General features: G+C 70.4%; 19 protein-coding genes and 1 tRNA gene. 9 read left to right on the top strand and 11 right to left on the bottom strand.

Features of this window, described 5'->3' with window-relative positions:
- Positions 1 to 45 precede the first annotated feature (45 nt).
- From SOM08_RS16515 to hemW, 5 genes are read left to right on the top strand one after another with little or no spacing between them, the layout of a single operon-like run.
- Positions 46 to 1,056, top strand: a complete 1,011-nt coding sequence (locus SOM08_RS16515) for a serine/threonine protein kinase (RefSeq protein ID WP_070397458.1) — start codon at positions 46 to 48, stop codon at positions 1,054 to 1,056.
- The gene (locus tag SOM08_RS16510; RefSeq protein ID WP_116959479.1) at positions 1,053 to 1,955 is read left to right on the top strand and encodes a PP2C family protein-serine/threonine phosphatase; all 903 of its coding nucleotides are present in this window, start codon (positions 1,053 to 1,055) and stop codon (positions 1,953 to 1,955) included. The genes SOM08_RS16515 and SOM08_RS16510 overlap by 4 nt, the downstream gene beginning before the upstream one ends.
- A gap of 28 nt (positions 1,956 to 1,983) precedes the next feature.
- Positions 1,984 to 2,712, top strand: a complete 729-nt coding sequence (rph, locus tag SOM08_RS16505; protein WP_116959480.1) for a ribonuclease PH — start codon at positions 1,984 to 1,986, stop codon at positions 2,710 to 2,712.
- Positions 2,709 to 3,326: an RdgB/HAM1 family non-canonical purine NTP pyrophosphatase gene (rdgB, locus tag SOM08_RS16500; protein ID WP_116959481.1), complete on the top strand. Its 618-nt coding sequence runs from the start codon at positions 2,709 to 2,711 to the stop codon at positions 3,324 to 3,326. The genes rph and rdgB overlap by 4 nt, the downstream gene beginning before the upstream one ends.
- Positions 3,323 to 4,543: a radical SAM family heme chaperone HemW gene (hemW, locus tag SOM08_RS16495; RefSeq protein WP_322469334.1), complete on the top strand. Its 1,221-nt coding sequence runs from the start codon at positions 3,323 to 3,325 to the stop codon at positions 4,541 to 4,543. Before rdgB ends, hemW begins: the two co-directional genes overlap by 4 nt.
- A 17-nt stretch (positions 4,544 to 4,560) precedes the next feature.
- Here the strand turns inward: hemW and SOM08_RS16490 are convergent, their stop codons facing one another.
- Together SOM08_RS16490 and SOM08_RS16485 are read right to left on the bottom strand one after the other, a co-directional pair.
- Positions 4,561 to 5,949, bottom strand: a complete 1,389-nt coding sequence (locus SOM08_RS16490) for a heavy metal sensor histidine kinase (protein ID WP_220377562.1) — start codon at positions 5,947 to 5,949, stop codon at positions 4,561 to 4,563.
- Positions 5,946 to 6,629: a heavy metal response regulator transcription factor gene (locus tag SOM08_RS16485; RefSeq protein WP_116959483.1), complete on the bottom strand. Its 684-nt coding sequence runs from the start codon at positions 6,627 to 6,629 to the stop codon at positions 5,946 to 5,948. Before SOM08_RS16485 ends, SOM08_RS16490 begins: the two co-directional genes overlap by 4 nt.
- A gap of 207 nt (positions 6,630 to 6,836) precedes the next feature.
- On the opposite strand from SOM08_RS16485, the gene SOM08_RS16480 reads away from it, so the two are divergent.
- Both SOM08_RS16480 and SOM08_RS16475 read left to right on the top strand, forming a co-directional pair.
- On the top strand, positions 6,837 to 7,238 hold the full coding sequence (locus SOM08_RS16480; RefSeq protein ID WP_116959484.1) for a DUF4148 domain-containing protein: 402 nt from the start codon (positions 6,837 to 6,839) through the stop codon (positions 7,236 to 7,238).
- 140 nt (positions 7,239 to 7,378) lie between these two features.
- Positions 7,379 to 8,629, top strand: coding sequence for a serine hydrolase domain-containing protein (locus tag SOM08_RS16475; RefSeq protein ID WP_181936492.1), 1,251 nt, complete (start codon positions 7,379 to 7,381; stop codon positions 8,627 to 8,629).
- 9 nt (positions 8,630 to 8,638) lie between these two features.
- Here the strand turns inward: SOM08_RS16475 and SOM08_RS16470 are convergent, their stop codons facing one another.
- The 9 genes from SOM08_RS16470 to SOM08_RS16430 form a co-directional block, all read right to left on the bottom strand.
- Complete coding sequence (locus SOM08_RS16470; protein WP_116959486.1) at positions 8,639 to 9,172, bottom strand: DsrE family protein; 534 nt, start codon at positions 9,170 to 9,172, stop codon at positions 8,639 to 8,641.
- Between the two features lie 80 nt (positions 9,173 to 9,252).
- Positions 9,253 to 9,340, bottom strand: a tRNA-Ser gene (locus SOM08_RS16465).
- Positions 9,341 to 9,402: 62 nt separating this feature from the next.
- Complete coding sequence (gene ureG / locus SOM08_RS16460) at positions 9,403 to 10,074, bottom strand: urease accessory protein UreG (RefSeq protein WP_116959487.1); 672 nt, start codon at positions 10,072 to 10,074, stop codon at positions 9,403 to 9,405.
- Positions 10,071 to 10,787: an urease accessory protein UreF gene (locus SOM08_RS16455; RefSeq protein ID WP_116959488.1), complete on the bottom strand. Its 717-nt coding sequence runs from the start codon at positions 10,785 to 10,787 to the stop codon at positions 10,071 to 10,073. Before SOM08_RS16455 ends, ureG begins: the two co-directional genes overlap by 4 nt.
- A complete protein-coding gene (ureE, locus tag SOM08_RS16450; RefSeq protein ID WP_322469333.1) occupies positions 10,753 to 11,319 on the bottom strand; it encodes an urease accessory protein UreE in 567 nt (188 codons plus the stop codon). Before ureE ends, SOM08_RS16455 begins: the two co-directional genes overlap by 35 nt.
- Positions 11,319 to 13,037, bottom strand: coding sequence for an urease subunit alpha (gene ureC, locus SOM08_RS16445; protein WP_322469332.1), 1,719 nt, complete (start codon positions 13,035 to 13,037; stop codon positions 11,319 to 11,321). Before ureC ends, ureE begins: the two co-directional genes overlap by 1 nt.
- Positions 13,037 to 13,342, bottom strand: a complete 306-nt coding sequence (locus SOM08_RS16440; RefSeq protein ID WP_322469331.1) for an urease subunit beta — start codon at positions 13,340 to 13,342, stop codon at positions 13,037 to 13,039. The genes ureC and SOM08_RS16440 overlap by 1 nt, the downstream gene beginning before the upstream one ends.
- 5 nt (positions 13,343 to 13,347) lie before the next feature.
- Positions 13,348 to 13,935, bottom strand: a complete 588-nt coding sequence (locus SOM08_RS16435) for a HupE/UreJ family protein (RefSeq protein ID WP_322469330.1) — start codon at positions 13,933 to 13,935, stop codon at positions 13,348 to 13,350.
- A 16-nt stretch (positions 13,936 to 13,951) separates the two neighbouring features.
- Positions 13,952 to 14,254: an urease subunit gamma gene (locus tag SOM08_RS16430; RefSeq protein WP_070397473.1), complete on the bottom strand. Its 303-nt coding sequence runs from the start codon at positions 14,252 to 14,254 to the stop codon at positions 13,952 to 13,954.
- Between the two features lie 83 nt (positions 14,255 to 14,337).
- Here SOM08_RS16430 and SOM08_RS16425 point away from each other — a divergent pair, with 83 nt between their 5' ends.
- Positions 14,338 to 17,850 carry an ATP-binding protein gene (locus SOM08_RS16425; RefSeq protein WP_322469329.1) on the top strand — a complete coding sequence of 1,171 codons (3,513 nt, stop codon included), beginning with the start codon at positions 14,338 to 14,340 and terminating at the stop codon, positions 17,848 to 17,850.
- A complete protein-coding gene (locus SOM08_RS16420) occupies positions 17,843 to 18,859 on the top strand; it encodes a response regulator (RefSeq protein WP_116959494.1) in 1,017 nt (338 codons plus the stop codon). Before SOM08_RS16425 ends, SOM08_RS16420 begins: the two co-directional genes overlap by 8 nt.
- Positions 18,860 to 18,888: the final 29 nt, after the last annotated feature.

The following is an 18,888-nucleotide window of genomic DNA, read 5'->3' as shown; positions in this document are numbered from 1 at the left end:
GGTGTTGGAGGTCCAAAACGGGGCGTTTCGGAAACCGGTCGAATTATGTCAAAGGTCAAACCCGCTCCTCTGCCACCCGACACGGTGATCGGTGGCTACCGCATCGTTCGCAAGCTGGCCGCCGGCGGTTTTGGCGTCGTGTACCTCGCGGTCGACACCGAAGGCCAGCAGGTCGCCGTCAAGGAATACCTGCCCTCGTCTCTGGCCACGCGTGGTCCCGGCGAGCTGTTGCCGCAGGTGCAACCCGAAAAGCTGTCGCTGTACCGACTGGGCCTCAAGAGTTTCTTCGAGGAAGGCCGCGCGCTGGCGCAGATCTCCCACCAGTCGGTGGTGAGCGTGCTGAACTTCTTCCGCGAGAACGAAACCGTCTACATGGTCATGAACTACCTGGAGGGCTCGTCCCTGCAGGAATTCATCATCACCGCGCGCGAGCTCAAGAAGCAGAAGGTCTTCCGCGAATCCACCATCCGCTCGCTCTACGACGAGGTGCTGCGCGGCCTGCGCATCGTGCACCAGCACAAGATGCTGCACCTCGACATCAAGCCCGCGAACATCTTCGTCACCGACGACAACCGCGCGGTGCTCATCGACTTCGGCGCCGCGCGCGAAGTGCTGAGCAAAGAGGGCAACTTCATCCGGCCCATGTACACGCCGGGCTTCGCTGCGCCCGAGATGTACCGCCGCGATTCGTCCATGGGCCCCTGGACCGACATCTATGCCATCGGCGCCTGCATCTACGCCAGCATGCAGGGCTACCCACCCAACGACGCGCCCCAGCGCCTCGAGAAGGACCGCCTCTCGCTGGCCCTGTCGCGCCTGCGTGGCGTGTACTCCGACAACCTGATCGAAGTGGTCGAGTGGTGTATGTCGCTCGACCCGCTCTCGCGCCCGCAATCGGTCTTTGCGCTGCAGAAGGAACTCAGCCGCGAGACCGAGCGCAGCTACACCAAGCTCACCGTGGCCGAGAAGATGCGCCTGCAGTTCGACAACATCGTCTCCGACAAGCAGAAGTCGCTGCTGCGCAAGTCCACCGACGTGGGCACCAAATTCCGATGAAGTTTTCGGTCTACCAGATCAGCCGGCAAGGCGGTCGCGAGCGCAACGAAGACCGCATGGGCTACGCCTATACGCGCGAGTCCGGGCTGTTCGTGCTGGCCGACGGCATGGGCGGCCATCCGGAAGGCGCCATGGCCGCGCAGCTGGCGCTGCAGACGCTCTCGGCCTACTTCCAGAAGGCGGCCAACCCGACGGTGCGCGAGGTGCCTGAGTTCCTCTCCAGCGCGCTCATGGCCGCGCACCACCAGATCATCCGCTACGCCGCCGAGAAGGGCATGCTCGACACGCCGCGCACCACGCTGGTGGCGGCCGTCATGGAGCGCGGCCACATCCACTGGGTGCACTGCGGCGACTCGCGCCTGTACGTGGTGCGCGACGGCGAGCTGCTCACGCGCACGCGCGACCATTCCTACATGGAGCAGCAGGCGCACCTGGGCCGCAACACCGAGCACATCAACCGCAACATCCTGTTCACCTGCCTGGGTTCGCCGGCCAAGCCGGTCTACGACCTGTCGGGCCCGGTGCAGCTCATGCAGGGCGACCGCGTGCTGCTGTGTTCCGACGGCCTCTGGGGCACGGTCGAGGACGACGAAATCGTGAACGAACTGTCCTCACGCCCGCTGGAGCAGGCCGTTCCCGACCTGGTGGAAACTGCGCTGCGGCGCGGCGGCCAGCGCTGCGACAACGTCACGGTACTCGCCATGGAGTGGGAAACCGCCGACGAGTACCAGACGACGCGCGTGTCCACCGAAGACATCGAGGACGGCGTGTTCGCCTCCACCATCCAGTCGGGCGTGCCCGACCCCACCGTCGAAGACCTGGACGACGCGGCCATCGAAAAGTCGATCGCCGAGATCAATGCGGCGATCGCCCGCACGGCGGCCGCGCGCAACGCCTGAGCTTCGTTTTTCCTGAGGTTTTTTCTCTATGACGGCTGTCCAACGACCGGGCCAGCGGGCCGCCAATGCCCTGCGCCCGGTGCGCATCACCCGTGGCTACACCATGCACGCCGAGGGCTCGGTGCTGATTGAATTCGGGCACACCAAAGTGCTCTGCACCGCTTCCGTGGAAGAAAAGGTGCCGCCGCACAAGCGCGGCAGCGGCGAAGGCTGGGTGACGGCCGAGTACGGCATGCTGCCGCGCGCCACGCACACGCGCAGCGACCGCGAGGCGGCCAAGGGCAAGCAGAGCGGGCGCACGCAGGAGATCCAGCGCCTGATCGGCCGCTCGCTGCGCGCGGTGTTCGACCTCAAGGCCCTGGGTGAGCGCACCATTTCGCTCGACTGCGACGTGCTGCAGGCCGACGGCGGCACGCGCACGGCGGCGATCACCGGCGCTTTCGTGGCCGCCCAGGACGCGGTGAGCCGCCTGATGGACGCCGGCAAGCTGACGGCCTCGCCGATCAAGGACCATGTGGCCGCGATCTCGGTCGGCATCCTGGACGGCGCACCACTGCTCGACCTGGAGTACGTGGAAGACTCTGCCTGCGACACCGACATGAACGTGGTCATGACCGGCGCCGGCCACTACGTGGAGGTGCAGGGCACGGCCGAGGGCGCGGCCTTCACCCGCGCCGAGATGGACCAGCTGCTGGTGCTGGCCGAAAAGGGCATCGCCGAACTCGTGGCCTTGCAGAAGGCGGCGCTCGGCGCATGAAGCTGGTTCTCGCGTCGAACAACGCCGGCAAGCTGGCCGAATTGCAGGACCTGTTCGCGCCGCTGGGTGTGCAGCTCGTGCGCCAGGCCGAGCTGGGCATCCCCGAGGCGCCCGAGCCGCACCGCACCTTCGTCGAGAACGCCCTGGCCAAGGCCCGGCACGCCGCGCGCGAGAGCGGCCTGCCGGCGGTGGCCGACGACGCCGGCCTGTGCGTGGAGGCTTTCGGCGGCCTGCCGGGCGTGGACACCGCCTACTACGCCACGCAGCACGGCTACCCCAAGGGCGACGACCACAACGTCACCGCGCTGCTGGAGCAGATGCGCGACGTGGGCGACCGCCGCGCGGCCCTGGTCAGCACCCTGGTGGCGCTGCGCCACGCCGACGACCCCGAGCCCCTCGTGGCCACCGGCCGCGCGCCCGGCCTGATCACACGCGAGCGTGTGGGCGCGCACGGCTTCGGTTTTGATCCGGTGATGTTCATTCCGGCCTTGGGCAAGACCTTCGCCGAGCTTGACCCCGAGGTGAAAAACCGGCACAGCCACCGCGGACAGGCCGCGCGCGCCATGCTCGAGCTCATGCGCGAGCGCTGGTTCTCGCCCACCCCACCGGTATGAGCGAACTGCCGCCCAGCCGCGACCCGCGCCACTGGATGCGGCCGGGCACGCTGCAGCTCGGCGCACCGCCGCCGCTGTCGCTCTACATTCACCTGCCGTGGTGCCTGAAGAAGTGCCCCTACTGCGACTTCAACTCGCACGAATGGAGCGCCACGGCCGCGTCGGGGCAGGCCATGCCCGAGGCGCGCTACCTCGACGCCTTGCGCGCCGACCTCGAGGCCTCGCTGCCCCTGGTCTGGGGCCGGCCGGTGCACAGCGTGTTCATCGGCGGTGGCACGCCCAGCCTGTTCTCCCCGGAGGCCATCGATCGCCTGCTGGCCGACGTGCGCGCGCGCCTCCCGCTGGAGCCCGACGCGGAGATCACCCTGGAGGCCAACCCCGGCACCTTCGAGAAAGACCGCTTTCGCGCCTTCCGCCAGGCCGGCGTGACGCGCCTGTCGGTCGGGGTGCAGAGCTTCGACGACGCGCAGCTCAAGGCCCTGGGCCGCGTGCACGACGGCGCGCAGGCGCGCGCCGCGCTGGAGGAGGCGGCCCAGGTGTTCGACACCTTCAACCTCGACCTGATGTACGCGCTGCCGGGCCAGACGCTCGCGCAGTGCGAGGCCGACCTGCGCACCGGGCTGTCCTTCGCGCCGCCGCACCTGTCGGTCTACCACCTCACGCTGGAACCCAACACCTACTTCGCCAAGTTCCCGCCCCCGCTGCCCGGCGACGACGAGGCCTACGAGATGCTGGACCGCATCACCGAGCTCACCGCGGTGGCGGGCCTGCAGCGCTACGAGGTCTCGGCCTACGCCCGGTCCGGGCACGCCTGCCGGCACAACCTCAACTACTGGCGCTTCGGCGACTACCTCGGCATCGGCGCGGGCGCGCACGGCAAGCTCAGCTTCGCGCACCGCATCGCGCGCCCGGTGCGCGTGCGCGAGCCGCGGCTGTACATGGAGCGCGCCCTGGCCGGCGATGCCGTGGCCAGCATGGACGAGGTGCCGCGCGCGCAGCTGCCGTTTGAATTCATGCTCAATGCGCTGCGCCTGCGCGAGGGCTTCGCGCTGGCCGACTTCATGTCCGGCACCGGCCTGCCGCTGTCCAGCATCGACGCGGCCTTGCGCGAGGCCGAGGCCAAGGGCCTGGTCGAACGGGAGGGGGGCTGGGTGCGGCCGACCGAGCGCGGCTTCGACTTCCTGAGCGACCTGCAGTCGCTGTTTCTGCCGGCCTGAGGCGCGGCAGGGCGGCGTCACACCATATTGAAGCCCACGCGCGTGCGGCCCGCGGCCGACTCGGCGGCCGCGAAGCCGTCGTGCATGCGCGCGATGGCGGCCACGATGGACAGGCCCAGTCCATGGTGCGGCTTTTCCAGTTCGCAGCGCGAGGCGTCGGCGCGGAAGAAGCGGTCGAACAGGCGTGGCAGGTGCTCGGGCTCGATGGCCGGTCCAACGTTCTCCACCCACAGCCGCACGCCCTGGTCGCCCTCGCGAAGGATGCGCACGCACAGGCGCGAGTCCTTGTCGGCGTAGCGAATCGCGTTGCCCAGCAGGTTGGACAGCGCGCGCTTGACCAGCGGCTCGTCCACCGAGAGCAGGGCGTCGCCTTCGATGTCGATGCCCAGGCCGGCTTCCTCCATGGGCGCCTCGTGGAACTCCACCACCTGCTGCACCAGCTCGGCCAGGCTCAGGGGCGCGCCGCGCCGCGCCTTCACGCCGCGGTCGGCCTGCGCCAGGAACAGCATGTCGTTGACGATGCCAGCCAGGCGCTGCAGCTCTTCCAGGTTGGACAGCAGCACCTCCTCGAGCTCGGGCGCGCTGCGCTCGCGGCTCAGCGCCACCTCGGTGTGGCCGATCAGGTTGGCCAGCGGCGTGCGCAGCTCGTGCGCCACGTCGGCGTTGAAGCCTTCGAGCTGAACGTAGGTGCGCTCCACGCGCTGCATCAGGCCGTTGAACTGCTCGATCAGTGGCTGCAGTTCTTCGGTGGGCTCGCACAGCGTCAGGCGCTGGTCCAGCCGGCGCACGTCGATGGCGCGCGTCTGCGCCGCCAGGTCCATCAGCGGGCGCAGGCTGCTGCGCACGCGCCAGTAGGTGGCCCAGGCCACGAAGGCGCCCCCCGCCAGCGTGGCGGCCACCAGCAGCAGCGCCATGCGCCGGCCGTACTGCGCGTCGCGCGAACAGTCCATCACCAGCCGGCCCTTGAGCGGCGCGCTGCCATCGGCGCGCGGCACCTCGAACCGCAGCTCGCTCGTCGGGGCGGTGGCGGGGTCGAAGCTGGGCAGGGGATCGCGGTACAGGGTGCTGCCGTCGGCCCGGCGCAGCTCCACGAAGTTGCCGGGGCGGCGCTCGCTCAGCCACAACAGCTTTTGCACCATGTCGGCCTCGCTGCCGTGGGCGTCGGTTTCCTTCAGCACCTCGATGAGCACGTGCGAGTAGCCGCGCAGTTCCTCCTGCTGGCGCGAGGCGAACAGCATCCAGGTGGCGGCGTAGATGACGGCCAGCAGCACGCCCAGGCCGATGATGGTCTGCACCGCGAGCAACAGCGACAGGCGCTTGCCGATGGAGTAGGCGCAGGGCGTGGGCGCGGCGCGCAGCGCCGTCGTGGCCGAGTTGGTGGGCGGGGTGATGGCGGTGGTGTTCACGCGCGTTCCTCCAGCACATAGCCCATGCCGCGCACGTTGTGCAGCAGCTTGGGGCGGAAGGGGTCGTCCATCTTGGCGCGCAGCCGGCGGATCGCCACCTCGACCACGTTGGTGTCGGAGTCGAAGTTCATGTCCCACACCTGTTCGGCGAGCGTGGTGCGCGACAGGATTTGCCCCTTGCGGCGCGCCAGCAGGGCCAGCAGGGCGAATTCCTTGGCGGTGAGTTCCAGGCGCTGGCCCGAGCGCGTGGCCTTGCGGCTGAGCAGGTCGATCTCGAGGTCGCTCACGCTGAGCCGGCTGTTGCTGGCCTCGTTGCTGGCCGCGGGGCCGCGGCGCAGCAGCGCGCCGATGCGCGCGAGCAGCTCGGAGAAAGCGAAGGGCTTGACGAGGTAGTCGTCGGCGCCGGACTGCAGGCCGCGCACGCGGTCCTCCACGAGGTCGCGCGCCGTGAGCATGAGCACCGGGGTGTTGCGCTTCTCGCGCAGCGCGGCCAGCACGCCGAAGCCATCCACGCCGGGCAGCATGATGTCCAGCACCACGAGCTGGTAATCGCCCTCGGTGGCCAGGTAGCGGCCCTCGATGCCGTCGCGGGCCACGTCGACGGTATAGCCGGCCTCGGTCAGGCCGCGCCGCACGTAGTCGGCCTGCTTGGCTTCGTCTTCGATGACCAGGATGCGCATGGCGTGGGCAGGGGCGGAAATAGGCGTGCGCTATTCGATTGCGCACCATGAAATTGTCACGGAAAGTGAGCCGACCTTGGGTTACGAATACGTAATTCAGGCGTTCGGTAAACGACAGCCCCGCTTCCTACAGTTCCTTCCATGCCGGCACACCGCGGCATTCAGAGCGTCTCCTCCCCTCCACCTGTCGTCATCAAAGGAACTGTCATGAAAGCCTCGAAAAGCCTCCTGTTGCCCATCGCCTTCGCCCTCACCGCTGGCGCCGCCTTCGCCGAAGGTCCGCTGGAGGGCAATGAAGTGTTCAACTTCCAATCGACCCTGAGCCGTGCCGACGTCCAGGCCCAGGTCGCACCGGCCTACAAGGCCGACCAGATCGCCCGCGGTGAAGCCAACCCCGCGCAAGCCCAGGCCACCGTGGTGGCCAGCCAGCTGACCCGCGCGCAGGTGCTGGCCGAGGCCGCCGAGGCCCGCCGCCTGGGCCTGATCGCCAGCGGCGAGATCCTGCCCGTGGCCACGCCCCAGCAGGCCGAGCAGATCCGACTGGCCGGCCTGCGCGCCGTGCAAGGCCATGCGGTGGTGCAGGCGCCGAGCGCCGTGCAGGCCCACTGACCCCGCGATTGCGCGTCTCCTCCAAGGTTTGGACAGCGGCCCATGGGCCGCTGTTTTTTTTGCGCCGGCGCGGGCGCCTCGCATAATGCCCACGACCGCCCCAGCGGGGCCCCACAGGAACCGCGATGCCGCCGCTTCCCTTGCGCAGACGCCCACTGGCCGCCGCGTTCTTCGGCCTGTTGGCCCTGATGGTCTGGGGCGTGCGGGCCGATCCCGTGTTCGTACCGGATGGCCCGCAGGCCGCGGCCTACGGCCAGGCGCAGGGCTACCCGGTGCCTCGGTCCGGCTTGCGAGCGGACGAGCTGCGCCAGGAGCACTACGTGGGCCTGCACAGCCACTACGACCAGGTCCGCCCCCTGAAGGAGGTGCCGACCGCCGCCGCGCCGTCCCCCTTGTCGCGCGCCGCGGAAAGCCTGGAGCTGCAGTACACCCACGAGGGGCGCACCCTCACGCTGGGCGACTACCTGCGCCGCCACCCGGTGACGGGCTTGCTGATCGCGCGCGACTCGACCATCCTGTTCGAGCGCTACCAGTACGGCCGCCGTGACAGCGACCGCTTCCTGTCGCACTCGCTGGCCAAGACCATCACCGGCCTGCTGGTGGGCGCGGCGTTGGAGGACGGCGCCATCCGCTCGATCGACGACAAGGTCTCGGCCTACCTGCCCGAACTCGCGGGCACGGCCTACGGCGCCACACCGATCCGCGCGCTGCTGAGCATGGCCTCGGGCCTGGCCTTCAACGAGAGCTACCAGCCGAACGACGACGTGCACCGACTGGCCGAGGCGCTCATCGGGCCCTCGCCCCTGGGCGCGGTGGCGGCGGTGCGCCAGTTCGACGCGCGCGTCGCCGAGCCGGGCACGGTGTTCCACTACTCCAGCGCCGACTCGCAGGTGCTGGGCATGGTGGTGAGCCGCGCGGTGGGCATGCCGCTGCCCGAGTACTTCAGCCGCCGGCTGTGGGCGCCGCTGGGCGCGGAGGCCAACGCCGCCTGGGACACCGACCCGTCGGGCGAGGCGCTGGGCTTTTGCTGCGTCGTGGCCCGCCTGCGCGACTGGGCGCGCCTGGGCCTCATGCTCGCCCACGACGGCCGCTGGAACGGGCGGCAGGTGGTCTCGCGCCCCTGGGTCTACGAAAGCACCGCGCCAGCGCGTGGCTTGAACGCGCCGTACGGTTACCAGATCTGGCTGTCGGGCGAGGCGCCGCGCTACTACGCCATGCGCGGCGTGCTGGGCCAGTTCGTGCTGATCGACCCGATCACGCGCTTCGTGCTGGTGCAGACCGCGGTCAACCTCAACCCCACCGACCCCGGAGCCACCGCCGAGCTGACGGCGCTGTGGCAGGCGCTGCTGGTGCAGCACGGTCCGCCCGGGCGCTTCGGGCGGACCTGGTGACTCACCGGCTTATTGCAGTTCGGGGATCTGCTTGACCAGTTCCTCGCGCGTCAGGCGCGGGAACCACTCGGCGTACATGTAGCTGTAGCCCTCGTTCTGCCACTTGGCCAGATCGATCACGGCCGCCGGCACCACGGTGATCACGTCGTAGAACTCATCGGGCTTGTAGCCGCGCGAGCGCGCCGCGTTGGCGCAGACGCGGATGGTCACGCCGGCGTCGGCCAGGGCTTTGAGCTCCTCGTACATGTCGGGATAGGCCGCGCGGTTCAGGCGCGAGAAGGCGTGCAGCTCGTTGCCGTGCGCCACGATCACGATGTGGGACTTCGGGTCGCCGTATTCCTTGATCGCGCGCAGGTGGTTCTTCACATAGCCGAAGGCGGGCTTGGCGTCCAGCGGCTTGGCGAAGTTGAAGTCGTACAGCGCCTTCTGCGGCGCGTAGCGGGTGCCGTCGAACTTGGACGGGTCGTTGGGCCCGGCGATGGCGGCGCCGCTGAACAGCAGGCCGGCGAACAGGGGCGCGAGGGCGCGGCGGGTGAGGGGCATGAGGGTCTCCGACAGTGTTGGAATGAGGGATCAACCGCAGGGGTTGAGCCGCCGACTGTAACGGGACCGTTGGGAGGCGCTGGCGGAGACGGTGAGATTCGAACTCACGGACCCTTGCGGGTCGGCAGTTTTCAAGACTGCTGGTTTAAACCACTCACCCACGTCTCCGCAGCGGCTGGGATTCTAGTGCGCCGCGACCGACAGCACACGGGGCCGGCGGGCCGAGGCCTTCAGGCCGGCTGCGCCGCCGTCAGCAGGCCGCGTGTTTCGATGAAGCGCACCACCTCGTCCAGCCCTTCGAGGGTTTTGAGGTTGGTCATCACCCAGGGGCGGCGCTGGGCGTCGGGGCGCATGCGTGCGGTGTCGGCTTTCATCACCTCCAGGTCGGCGCCCACGTGCGGCGCCAGGTCGGTCTTGTTGATGACGAAGAGGTCGCTCTTGGTGATGCCGGGGCCGCCCTTGCGCGGGATCTTCTCGCCGGCCGCGACGTCGATCACATAGATGGTGAGGTCGCTCAGCTCGGGGCTGAAGGTGGCGGCCAGGTTGTCGCCGCCGCTTTCCACGAAGACGATGTCGGCCTCGGGAAAGCGCTCGAGCATGCGGTCGATGGCCTCGAGGTTGATGGAGGCGTCCTCGCGGATGGCGGTGTGCGGGCAGCCGCCGGTCTCCACGCCCAGGATGCGCTCGGCCGGCAGCGCGCCGCTCACGGTGAGCAGGCGCTGGTCTTCCTTGGTGTAGATGTCGTTGGTGATGGCGATGAGGTCGTGGCGTTCGCGCATGGCCTTGCACAGCATCTCCAGCAGGGTGGTTTTGCCCGAGCCCACCGGGCCGCCGATGCCCACGCGCAAGGGGGGCAGGGGCTTGGTGCGGTTCGGGATGTGGTGCAGCGGTGTGGTGCTCATGATCGGAACAGGCGTGAGTACTGGGTTTCGTGGCGCGCCGAGAGGATGGCGAGCATGGGGGTGAAGGCCTGGCGCTGGTCGTCGCTGTCGCGCGCGATGGCCTCGTCCACGGCGGCGGGGATTTCGCCCACCAGGCGCGCGAGCAGGCGCTGGCCCATGCCCTGGCCCAGGGGCACGGCCTTGATGGCGGCCTGCACCATGTTCTCGGCCCAGCCAAAGGCCAGGCCGATGAGGGCTTCGCGGACCGTGGCCTCGCCCTGCGCGGCGGCGCAGGCGGCGGCCACGGGCCAGGTGGGCGGGTTCAGCGCGGCGTCGCTGAGGGCGGCATGCACGGCGGTGCCGTGTTCGCCCAGGGCCTGCGCCCAGGCCAGCAGGGACTTGCCCATCTGCTCGCTCTGCAGGCGCAGCTCGCTGCTCTCGCGGGTGGTGAGCACCCATCGGTTCAGCGCGCGCACGCGTTCGACGTCGCGCGCGCGCCAGGCGCTCAGTGCCTCGGCCATCACGGCCAGGTCGCTGCGGGCCTGGCCCAGGTGCAGCTGGTCGACGAGCCAGGTGGCGACGCTGGCCTCGTCGTGCGCCAGGCCGGCGTCGATGGCGGCCTCCAGGCCTTCGGAATAGGAGAAGCCACCCACGGGCAGGGCGGGCGAGGCCAGCCACAGCGTGCGCAGCAGGCCCGCGTCAGTGGTCGTGCGAATGGCCGTGTTCGTGGTCATGGGGGTGGCCGGGGGCGGCGTGGTCGTGCCCACTGCCGTGGGAGTGGCCGTGCGAGTGGCCGTGGCCCTGTCCGCCGTACGCCCCGCCTTCGGGTTCGAAGGCCTCGCTCGCCTCGGCCACCTCCAGGTGCATGGCGCGCAGCATGTCGGCCAGCACGTGGTCGGGTTCGATCTTCAGGTGGTCGGGCTTCAGCTCCATCGGCACGTGCCGGTTGCCCAGGTGGTAGGCGGCGCGCATCAGGTCGAAGGCCTGCTCGGCCAGCGGGTGCGCGGGGCAGGCGGTGATGCGCAGCACGGCCTGCGGCGCGGCGATCACGCGCACGAGTTCGCCCTCGGCCGTGACCAGCACGTCGCCGCCACGCACCACGCGGCCGCGCGGCAGGAAGACGGCGAGCGCGCGGCCGTCGCTCAGGCGCGCATCGAAGCGACTCTTCTGGCGGATGTCCCAGTCCAGCTCGACCGTGGGGGCGCGTTTGAGCAACACGGGCGCCAGGCCCTTGCCGGCGGCGATGAGTTGGGAGGCTTGTGGCATCAGAACAGGAAGTAGCGCTGCGCCATGGGCAGCGCGGTGGCGGCTTCGCAGGTGAGCAACTGCCCGTCGGCGCGCACGCGGTAGGTCTGGGCGTCGATCTCCATGGTGGGCAGCCAGGCGTTGTGCACCATGTGGGTCTTGTTCACGCCGCGGCAGCCCTGCACGGCGGACAGGGTCTTGCGCAGGCCGTAGCGCTCACCCGCGCCCGCGTCCAGCGCGGCCTGCGAGACGAAGCTCAGGCTGCCGCGCGCCAGCGCCCCGCCGTAGGCACCGAACTGCGGGCGAAAGTGCACCGGCTGCGGCGTGGGGATGGAGGCGTTGGGGTCGCCCATGGCGGCCAGCGCGATGCTGCCGCCCTTGAGCACGACGAAGGGCTTGACGCCGAAGAAGGCCGGCTTCCACAGCACCAGGTCGGCCCACTTGCCCACCTCCAGCGAGCCCACGGCGTGCGAGATGCCGTGGGCGATGGCGGGATTGATCGTGTACTTGGCGATGTAGCGCTTGACGCGGAAGTTGTCGTGGCGCGACGCATCTTCGGGCAGGGTGCCGCGCTGCAGCTTCATCTTGTGCGCGGTCTGCCAGGTGCGCAGGATGACCTCGCCCACGCGGCCCATGGCCTGGCTGTCGCTGCTCATCATGCTGATGGCGCCCAGGTCGTGCAGGACGTCCTCGGCCGCGATCGTCTCTTTGCGGATGCGGCTCTCGGCGAAGGCCAGGTCCTCGGGGATGGCGGCGTCCAGGTGGTGGCACACCATGAGCATGTCGACGTGTTCGTCGAGCGTGTTCACGGTGTAGGGCATGGTGGGGTTGGTGGAGGACGGCAGGAAGTTCTTCTCGCCCACCACGCGCAGGATGTCGGGCGCGTGGCCGCCGCCCGCGCCTTCGGTGTGGAAGGCGCACAGGGTGCGGCCCTTCGTGGCCTCGATGGTGTTCTCCACGAAGCCCGACTCGTTGAGCGTGTCGCTGTGGATGGCGACCTGCGTGTCGGTCTCCTCGGCCACGGCCAGGCACTGGTCGATGGCCGCGGGCGTGGTGCCCCAGTCTTCGTGCAGCTTGAGGCCGATCACGCCGGCGTGGATCTGTTCGCGCAAGGCGTCGGGCCGGCTGGCATTGCCCTTGCCCAGGAAGCCAATGTTCATGGGCAGGCCATCGGCCGCCTGCAGCATGCGCTCGATGTGCCAGGGCCCGGGCGTGCAGGTGGTGGCGAAGGTGCCCGTGGCGGGGCCCGTGCCGCCGCCCAGCATGGTGGTCACGCCCGAGGCCAGGGCCTCGTCCACCTGTTGCGGGCAGATGAAGTGGATGTGGCTGTCGATGCCGCCGGCCGTGACGATCAGGCCTTCGCAGGCGATCACCTCGGTGCCCGGGCCGATCACGATGTCCACGCCGGGCTGCGTGTCGGGGTTGCCGGCCTTGCCGATGGCGGCGATGCGCCCGTCCTTGAGACCGATGTCGGCCTTGACGATGCCCCAGTGGTCGACGATGAGCGCGTTGGTCATCACGGTGTCCACGGCGCCTTGCGCGCGCGAGCGCTGCGATTGCGCCATGCCGTCGCGGATGGTCTTGCCGCCGCCGAACTTGACCTCTTCGCCATAACCGCCGGCGGCCAGGGTGAAGTCCTGTTCCACCTCGATCAGCAGCTCGGTGTCGGCCAGGCGCACGCGGTCGCCCACCGTGGGGCCGAACATGTCGGCGTAGGCGCGTCGTCCAATGGTCGCCATCAGAGCTGTCCTTGTATGAGGCCGCGAAAGCCGAACACCACGCGGTCCCCGGCGTAGTCCACCAGTTCCACCGTGCGCTGCTGGCCGGGCTCGAAGCGCACGGCGGTGCCGCTGGCGATGTTCAGGCGCTTGCCGCGCGCGGCGGCGCGGTCGAAGTCGAGCGCGCCGTTGGTTTCGGCGAAGTGGTAGTGCGAGCCGACCTGGATGGGCCGCGTCGCGGTGTTCTTCACCACCAGCGTGAGGGTGGGCCGTCCGGGGTTGAGGGCGTGCTCGCCCTCGGCGATGAGGTATTCACCGGGCGTCATGGCCGTCAACCCGCCAGCAGGCCCCAGCCCATGTTCAGGCCCATCAGGGCCACCACCGCGCCGGCCGCGCGCGTCCACCACACGCTGTGGTGCCGCAGCCGCCGGCCCAGGGTGATGCCGGCCCCGTGGAGCAGGGCCGTGCCCGCCACCATGCCGGCCAGGGCGGCCAGCCCGCCGAGTTCCTGTCCGTGCGCCGCGCCATGGAACAGCGCGAAGCCCCCCACCAGCAGCGCGCCCGCGCCTGGCGGCAGCTTCGTCCGCGCCGCCAGCAGCAGGCCCACCACCAGCAGCGAGGCGGCGATCATGGGTTCGATGGCGGGGAAGCCCAGACCGCCCTGGGCGAGCAGGGCGCCGGCCAGGAGCGTGAGCGCGAAGGCGAGGGGGGCGGTCCACACGCGGCGCGTGGTGGCCGCGCTCCACACGCCCACGGCGAGCATCGCGGCCAGGTGGTCCGGGCCGGTGATGGGGTGCAGCAGCCCGGCGAAGAAGCCGTGGTGGCCGTGTCCGTCGGCCCCCACGTGGGCCAGGGCGATCGACCCCGTGCCCGCGAGCGCGGCGGCGCCCAGGGCCTTGATCCAGTGGCCTTGTGTCATAGGTGTGTCTCCTCGTTCATGGAATGGGTTGGTGGACGGTAACCAGCTTGGTGCCGTCGGGGAAGGTGGCTTCCACCTGGATGTCGGGAATCATCTCGGCCACGCCGTCCATGACGTCGGCGCGCGTGAGCACCTCGCGGCCCGCGCTCATGAGCTGCGCGACGGTCCGGCCGTCGCGCGCGCCCTCCATCACGGCGGCGGTGATCAGGGCGATGGCCTCGGGGTGGTTGAGCTTGAGGCCGCGCGCGCGGCGGCGTTCGGCCAGCAGGGCGGCGGTGAAGATGAGCAGCTTGTCCTTCTCGCGCGGGGTCAGGTCCATGGTGGTCGGTTTCTCCTGCGGGCCGGGTCAGCAAGACGCATACCCGATGAGGGTAGTGGCATGAAAGCTGCAGCGCCAGTCTCGTGAACGCCTCGTCCGCCGATCCCGCCGCCGCCGCGCCCGACGCCCCGCAGCGCATCATCAAGGTGCGGCGCGACTACAACAGCTGGGTCGGCAGCGAGACCCTGGAGGACTACGCGCTGCGCTACACGCCGCAGCGCTTTCGCAAGTGGAGCGAGTGGCGCGTGGCCAACACCGCCTTCGGCGTGGCCTCCTTCCTGGTGCTGGAGGCCGTGGGCGCCACGCTGCTGCTCGGCGTCGGCTTCACCAACGCGGCGCTGGCCATCCTCGCCACCGGCCTGATCATCTTTCTCGCCGGCCTGCCCATCAGCGTCTATGCCGCGCGCCATGGCGTGGACATGGACCTGCTCACGCGCGGCGCGGGCTTCGGCTACATCGGCTCGACCATCACCTCGCTCATCTACGCCTCCTTCACCTTCATCTTCTTCGCGCTGGAGGCCGCCGTCATGGCCTACGCGCTGGAACTGGCGCTGGACATCCCGCCCGCCTGGGGCTACCTCATCTGCGCGCTGGTGGTGATCCCGCTGGTGACGCACGGGGTGTCGGTGATCAGCCGCTTCCAGATGTGGACCCAGCCGCTGTGGCTGGTGATGATGGTGGTGCCTTTCCTGGCCGTCGCGGTGCACGCGCCCGAGACCTTCCGCGAGGTGGCGCACTACGCGGGTGCGTCCGGCACCGCGATGGGTTTCGACTGGCACCTGTTCGGTGCGGCCCTCACGGTGGGCATCGCCCTGATCACGCAGATGGGCGAGCAGGCCGACTACCTGCGCTTCATGCCGGCGCGCCAGTCCGGCCGGGGCCTGCGCTGGTGGGCAGCGGTCGTCGCTGGCGGCCCGGGCTGGGTGCTGATCGGGGTGCTCAAGATGCTCGGCGGCGCGCTGCTCGCCTACCTGGCCATCCGCCACAGCGTGCCGGCCGAGCGTGCGGTCGACCCGAACCAGATGTACCTGGCCGCCTACGACTTCCTGCTGCCCCATGGCTGGGCGGTGGCGGCCACGGCCCTGTTCGTGGTGGTCTCGCAGCTCAAGATCAACGTCACCAACGCCTACGCGGGGTCGCTGGCCTGGAGCAACTTCTTCTCGCGCCTCACGCACAGCCACCCGGGCCGCGTGGTCTGGGTGGTGTTCAACACCTTCATCGCCTTCCTTCTGATGGAGATGAACGTGTTCCAGGCCCTGGGCCAGGTGCTGGGCGTGTACGCCAACATCGCCATCGCCTGGATCATGGCCGTGGTGGCCGACCTGATCGTCAACAAGCCCCTGGGCCTGAGCCCGCCCGGCATCGAGTTCAAGCGCGCCCACCTGTACGACATCAATCCCGTGGGCGTGGGTGCCATGGCGCTGGCCTCGGTGGTGTCGATCACCGCGCACCTGGGCGTGATGGGGCCCACGGCCGAGGCGTTCTCGGCGGTGATTGCGATGGTCACGGCTTTCCTGGCCGCGCCAGCGATCGCCTGGCTCACCCGGGGGCGCTTCTATCTCGCGAGGCCATCCGACCCCGACACACCGCGGAGCCGGCGCCGCCAGGCCGCCGGTGCGCCCGCCATGGCGGGCGGGCGCGCCGGCGGTGCCGCGGGGGGCGTCTGCGTCATCTGCGAACAGGTCTACGAAGGGCCCGACATGGCCCATTGCCCGGCCTACCAGGGGCCCATCTGTTCCCTGTGCTGCACGCTGGACGCGCGCTGCGGCGACCTGTGCAAGCCGCACGCACGCCTGTCGGTGCAGTGGAACGGCGCCCTGCGCCGCCTCTTGCCCCGGCGGGCCTGGCCCTACCTGGACGCGGGCCTGGCGCACTACCTGCTGCTCATGCTCATCGTGGCGCCGATGCTGGCGGCCGTGCTCGGGCTGCTGTACCGGCAGGAGGTGCAGTCCCTGGCGGCAACCCTGGGCGGCGGCAGCGCCTCCCTGCTCGACACCGCGCTGCGCTCGGGCTTCCTGCGGGTGTACGCCGTGCTGCTGCTGATCGCCGCCACGGTGGCCTGGTGGCTGGTGCTGGCGCACAAGAGCCGCGAGGTGGCGCAGGAGGAGTCGAACCGGCAGACCCACCTGCTGATGCGGGAGATCGAGTCGCACCGCCGCACCGACGAGGCCCTGCAGCAGGCGCGCCACGCGGCCGAGCAGGCCAACCAGGCCAAGACGCGCTACATCAGCACCATCAGCCACGAGCTGCGCACGCCGCTCAACAGCATCCTGGGCTATGCGCAGCTGCTGCAGGAGGACAGCGGCCTGGCGCCGCACCGCGCCCAGGCCATCCGGGTCATCCACCGCGGCGGCGAACACCTGCTGTCGCTCATCGAGGGCACGCTGGACATCGCGCGCATCGAGGCCGGCAAGTTCGCGCTCGACGTCAAACCCATGGCCTTCGCGGCCACGCTGGCCGAGGTGGCGGGCCTGTTCGAGCTGCAGGCCGCGGCCAAGGGCCTGCGTTTCGTCTACGACACCGACGGTCGCCTGCCCGAGGCCGTGCGCGCCGACGACAAGCGCGTGCGCCAAATCCTCATCAACCTGCTCGGCAATGCCGTGAAGTTCACCCGGTCCGGCGAGGTGCGCCTGCGCGTGCGCCACGCGCGCGAAATGGCGCACTTCGAGGTGCACGACACCGGTCCCGGCATGGGCAGCGCCGACGTCGAGCGCGTGTTCGAGCCCTTCGCGCGCGGCGCGGGCGAGGCCGGCGATCGCTCGGGCGTGGTCGGCACCGGCCTGGGCCTGACCATCGCCAAGATGCTGACCGACCTGATGGGGGGCGAGCTCAGCGTGCGCAGCGCGCCGGGCCAGGGCAGCGTGTTCACCGTGCGCCTGTTCCTGCCCGAGATGCGCGGTGCGCTGCCGGTGCGCGAGCGCGTGGAGCTGCCGGCAGGCTACGAGGGGGAGCGCTGCCGCGTGCTGGTGGTGGACAACGAGGAAGCCGACCGCGAGCTGCTGCAGCGCTGGCTGGAGCCGCTGGGCTTCGAGGTGCAACTGGCGCGCAGCGGCGACCACGCGCTGGAACTGCTGGCCGGCCTGCGGCCCGGCGAGGCGCGCGCGCCTCACGCGGTGTTTCTCGATCTCGCGATGCCCGGCATCGACGGCTGGGAGACCCGCCGGCGCCTGCGCGCCGCCGGCTGGGCCGGTGTGCCGCTGGCCATCGTCTCGGCCAACGCCTTCGACAAGGGCCTGCACAGCGAACTGGAACCCGGCGAGGCGCTGCCGCCGCAGGACTTCTTCGTCAAGCCGGTGCGGCGGTCGGAACTGCTGGCCTGGCTGGCGCAGCGACTGGACCTGCGCTGGACCGAGGCGGCCGCGGCGCCCGAGCCGCCGCCGCTGGCGCGGCCCGAGGCGGCGCCCCCGGCACGCGAGGAGATCGCCCCGCTGCTGGAACTGGTGCGCCTGGGCTACACGCGCGGCATCCTGCAGTGGCTGGACGACTGGGTGCGGCGGCGGCCCGAGCGCGCGGGCCAGGCCGCCGCGCTGGCCACGCTGGCGCGTGAGTTCCGCTTCGAGGCCATCGAACGGCAGCTGGGGCAGGACCATGTCTGAGGCCATCGATCCGCAGCGCCTGTCGCCCCGCCTGCCGCGCGGCGAGCACCGCGTGGTGCTGCTGGTCGACGACGCGCCCGACAACCTGGCGCCCCTGCACGACGCGCTGGACGGCGCCGGCTACACCGTGCTCGTCGCGCTCGACGGCGAGAGCGCCATCCGCCGCGCGCGGCAGGCCCTGCCCGACATGGTGCTGCTCGACGCGCTGATGCCCGGCATCGACGGTTTCGAGGTGGCGCGCCGCCTCAAGGCCGATGCGCTGACGGCCACCACGCCCATCATCTTCATGACCGGCCTGACCGAGCCCGAGCACCTGGAGGCCGCGTTCGAGGCCGGGGGCGTGGACTACGTGACCAAGCCGGTCAAGCCGCGCGAGGTGATGGCCCGCATGGCCCTGCACCTGCGCCAGGCGCGCCAGGCCCGCGACGGCGCGCGCGAGCGCAGCCAGGCGCGCCACGCGCTGGACGCCTTCGGCTACGCCACCATCACCGTGCGCGCCAGCGACGGCCGCCTGCTGTGGCAGACGCCGCTCGCGCGCGAGCTGCTGCGCCAGCACGGCGGCGGCGATTCGGTGCACGCGCCCGAGGCCGTGCTGCACTGGCTGCGCCGCCACCTGGCCGACGCCCAGGCCCTGCGCGAGCCGCCCCGGCTCACCCTGCAGAACGGTCCGCGCCGCCTGAGCTTTCGCCTGCACCAGCGCGTGGGCGACGAGGACGGCGATCCCCTGGGCCAGGGCGACTGGCTGATCGTGATGCAGGAGACCTCGGATGAGTCCGCCTTCAGCGCGCTGTCGCAGGCCTTCGGCCTGACCGCGCGCGAGGCCGAGGTGCTCTACTGGGTCGTCAAGGGCAAGATCAACCGCGACATCGCCGACATCCTGGGCGCCAGCCCGGCCACGGTGAAGAAGCACCTGGAGCGCATCCACGCCAAGATGGGCGTGGAGACGCGCACGGCGGCGGCGGCGATGGCGATGCAGCGCGTGCGGCAGCTGGAGACGCTGAGGGGCTGAGGGCGGGCCGCGCTTGGCGGACAATCCGC

This window comes from Hydrogenophaga sp. SNF1 (genome assembly GCF_034421675.1).
Lineage (GTDB): Bacteria > Pseudomonadota > Gammaproteobacteria > Burkholderiales > Burkholderiaceae_C > Hydrogenophaga > Hydrogenophaga borbori.
The sequence above is the reverse complement of the archived record's forward strand: the minus strand, read 5'-3'. Positions and strand labels throughout refer to the sequence as shown.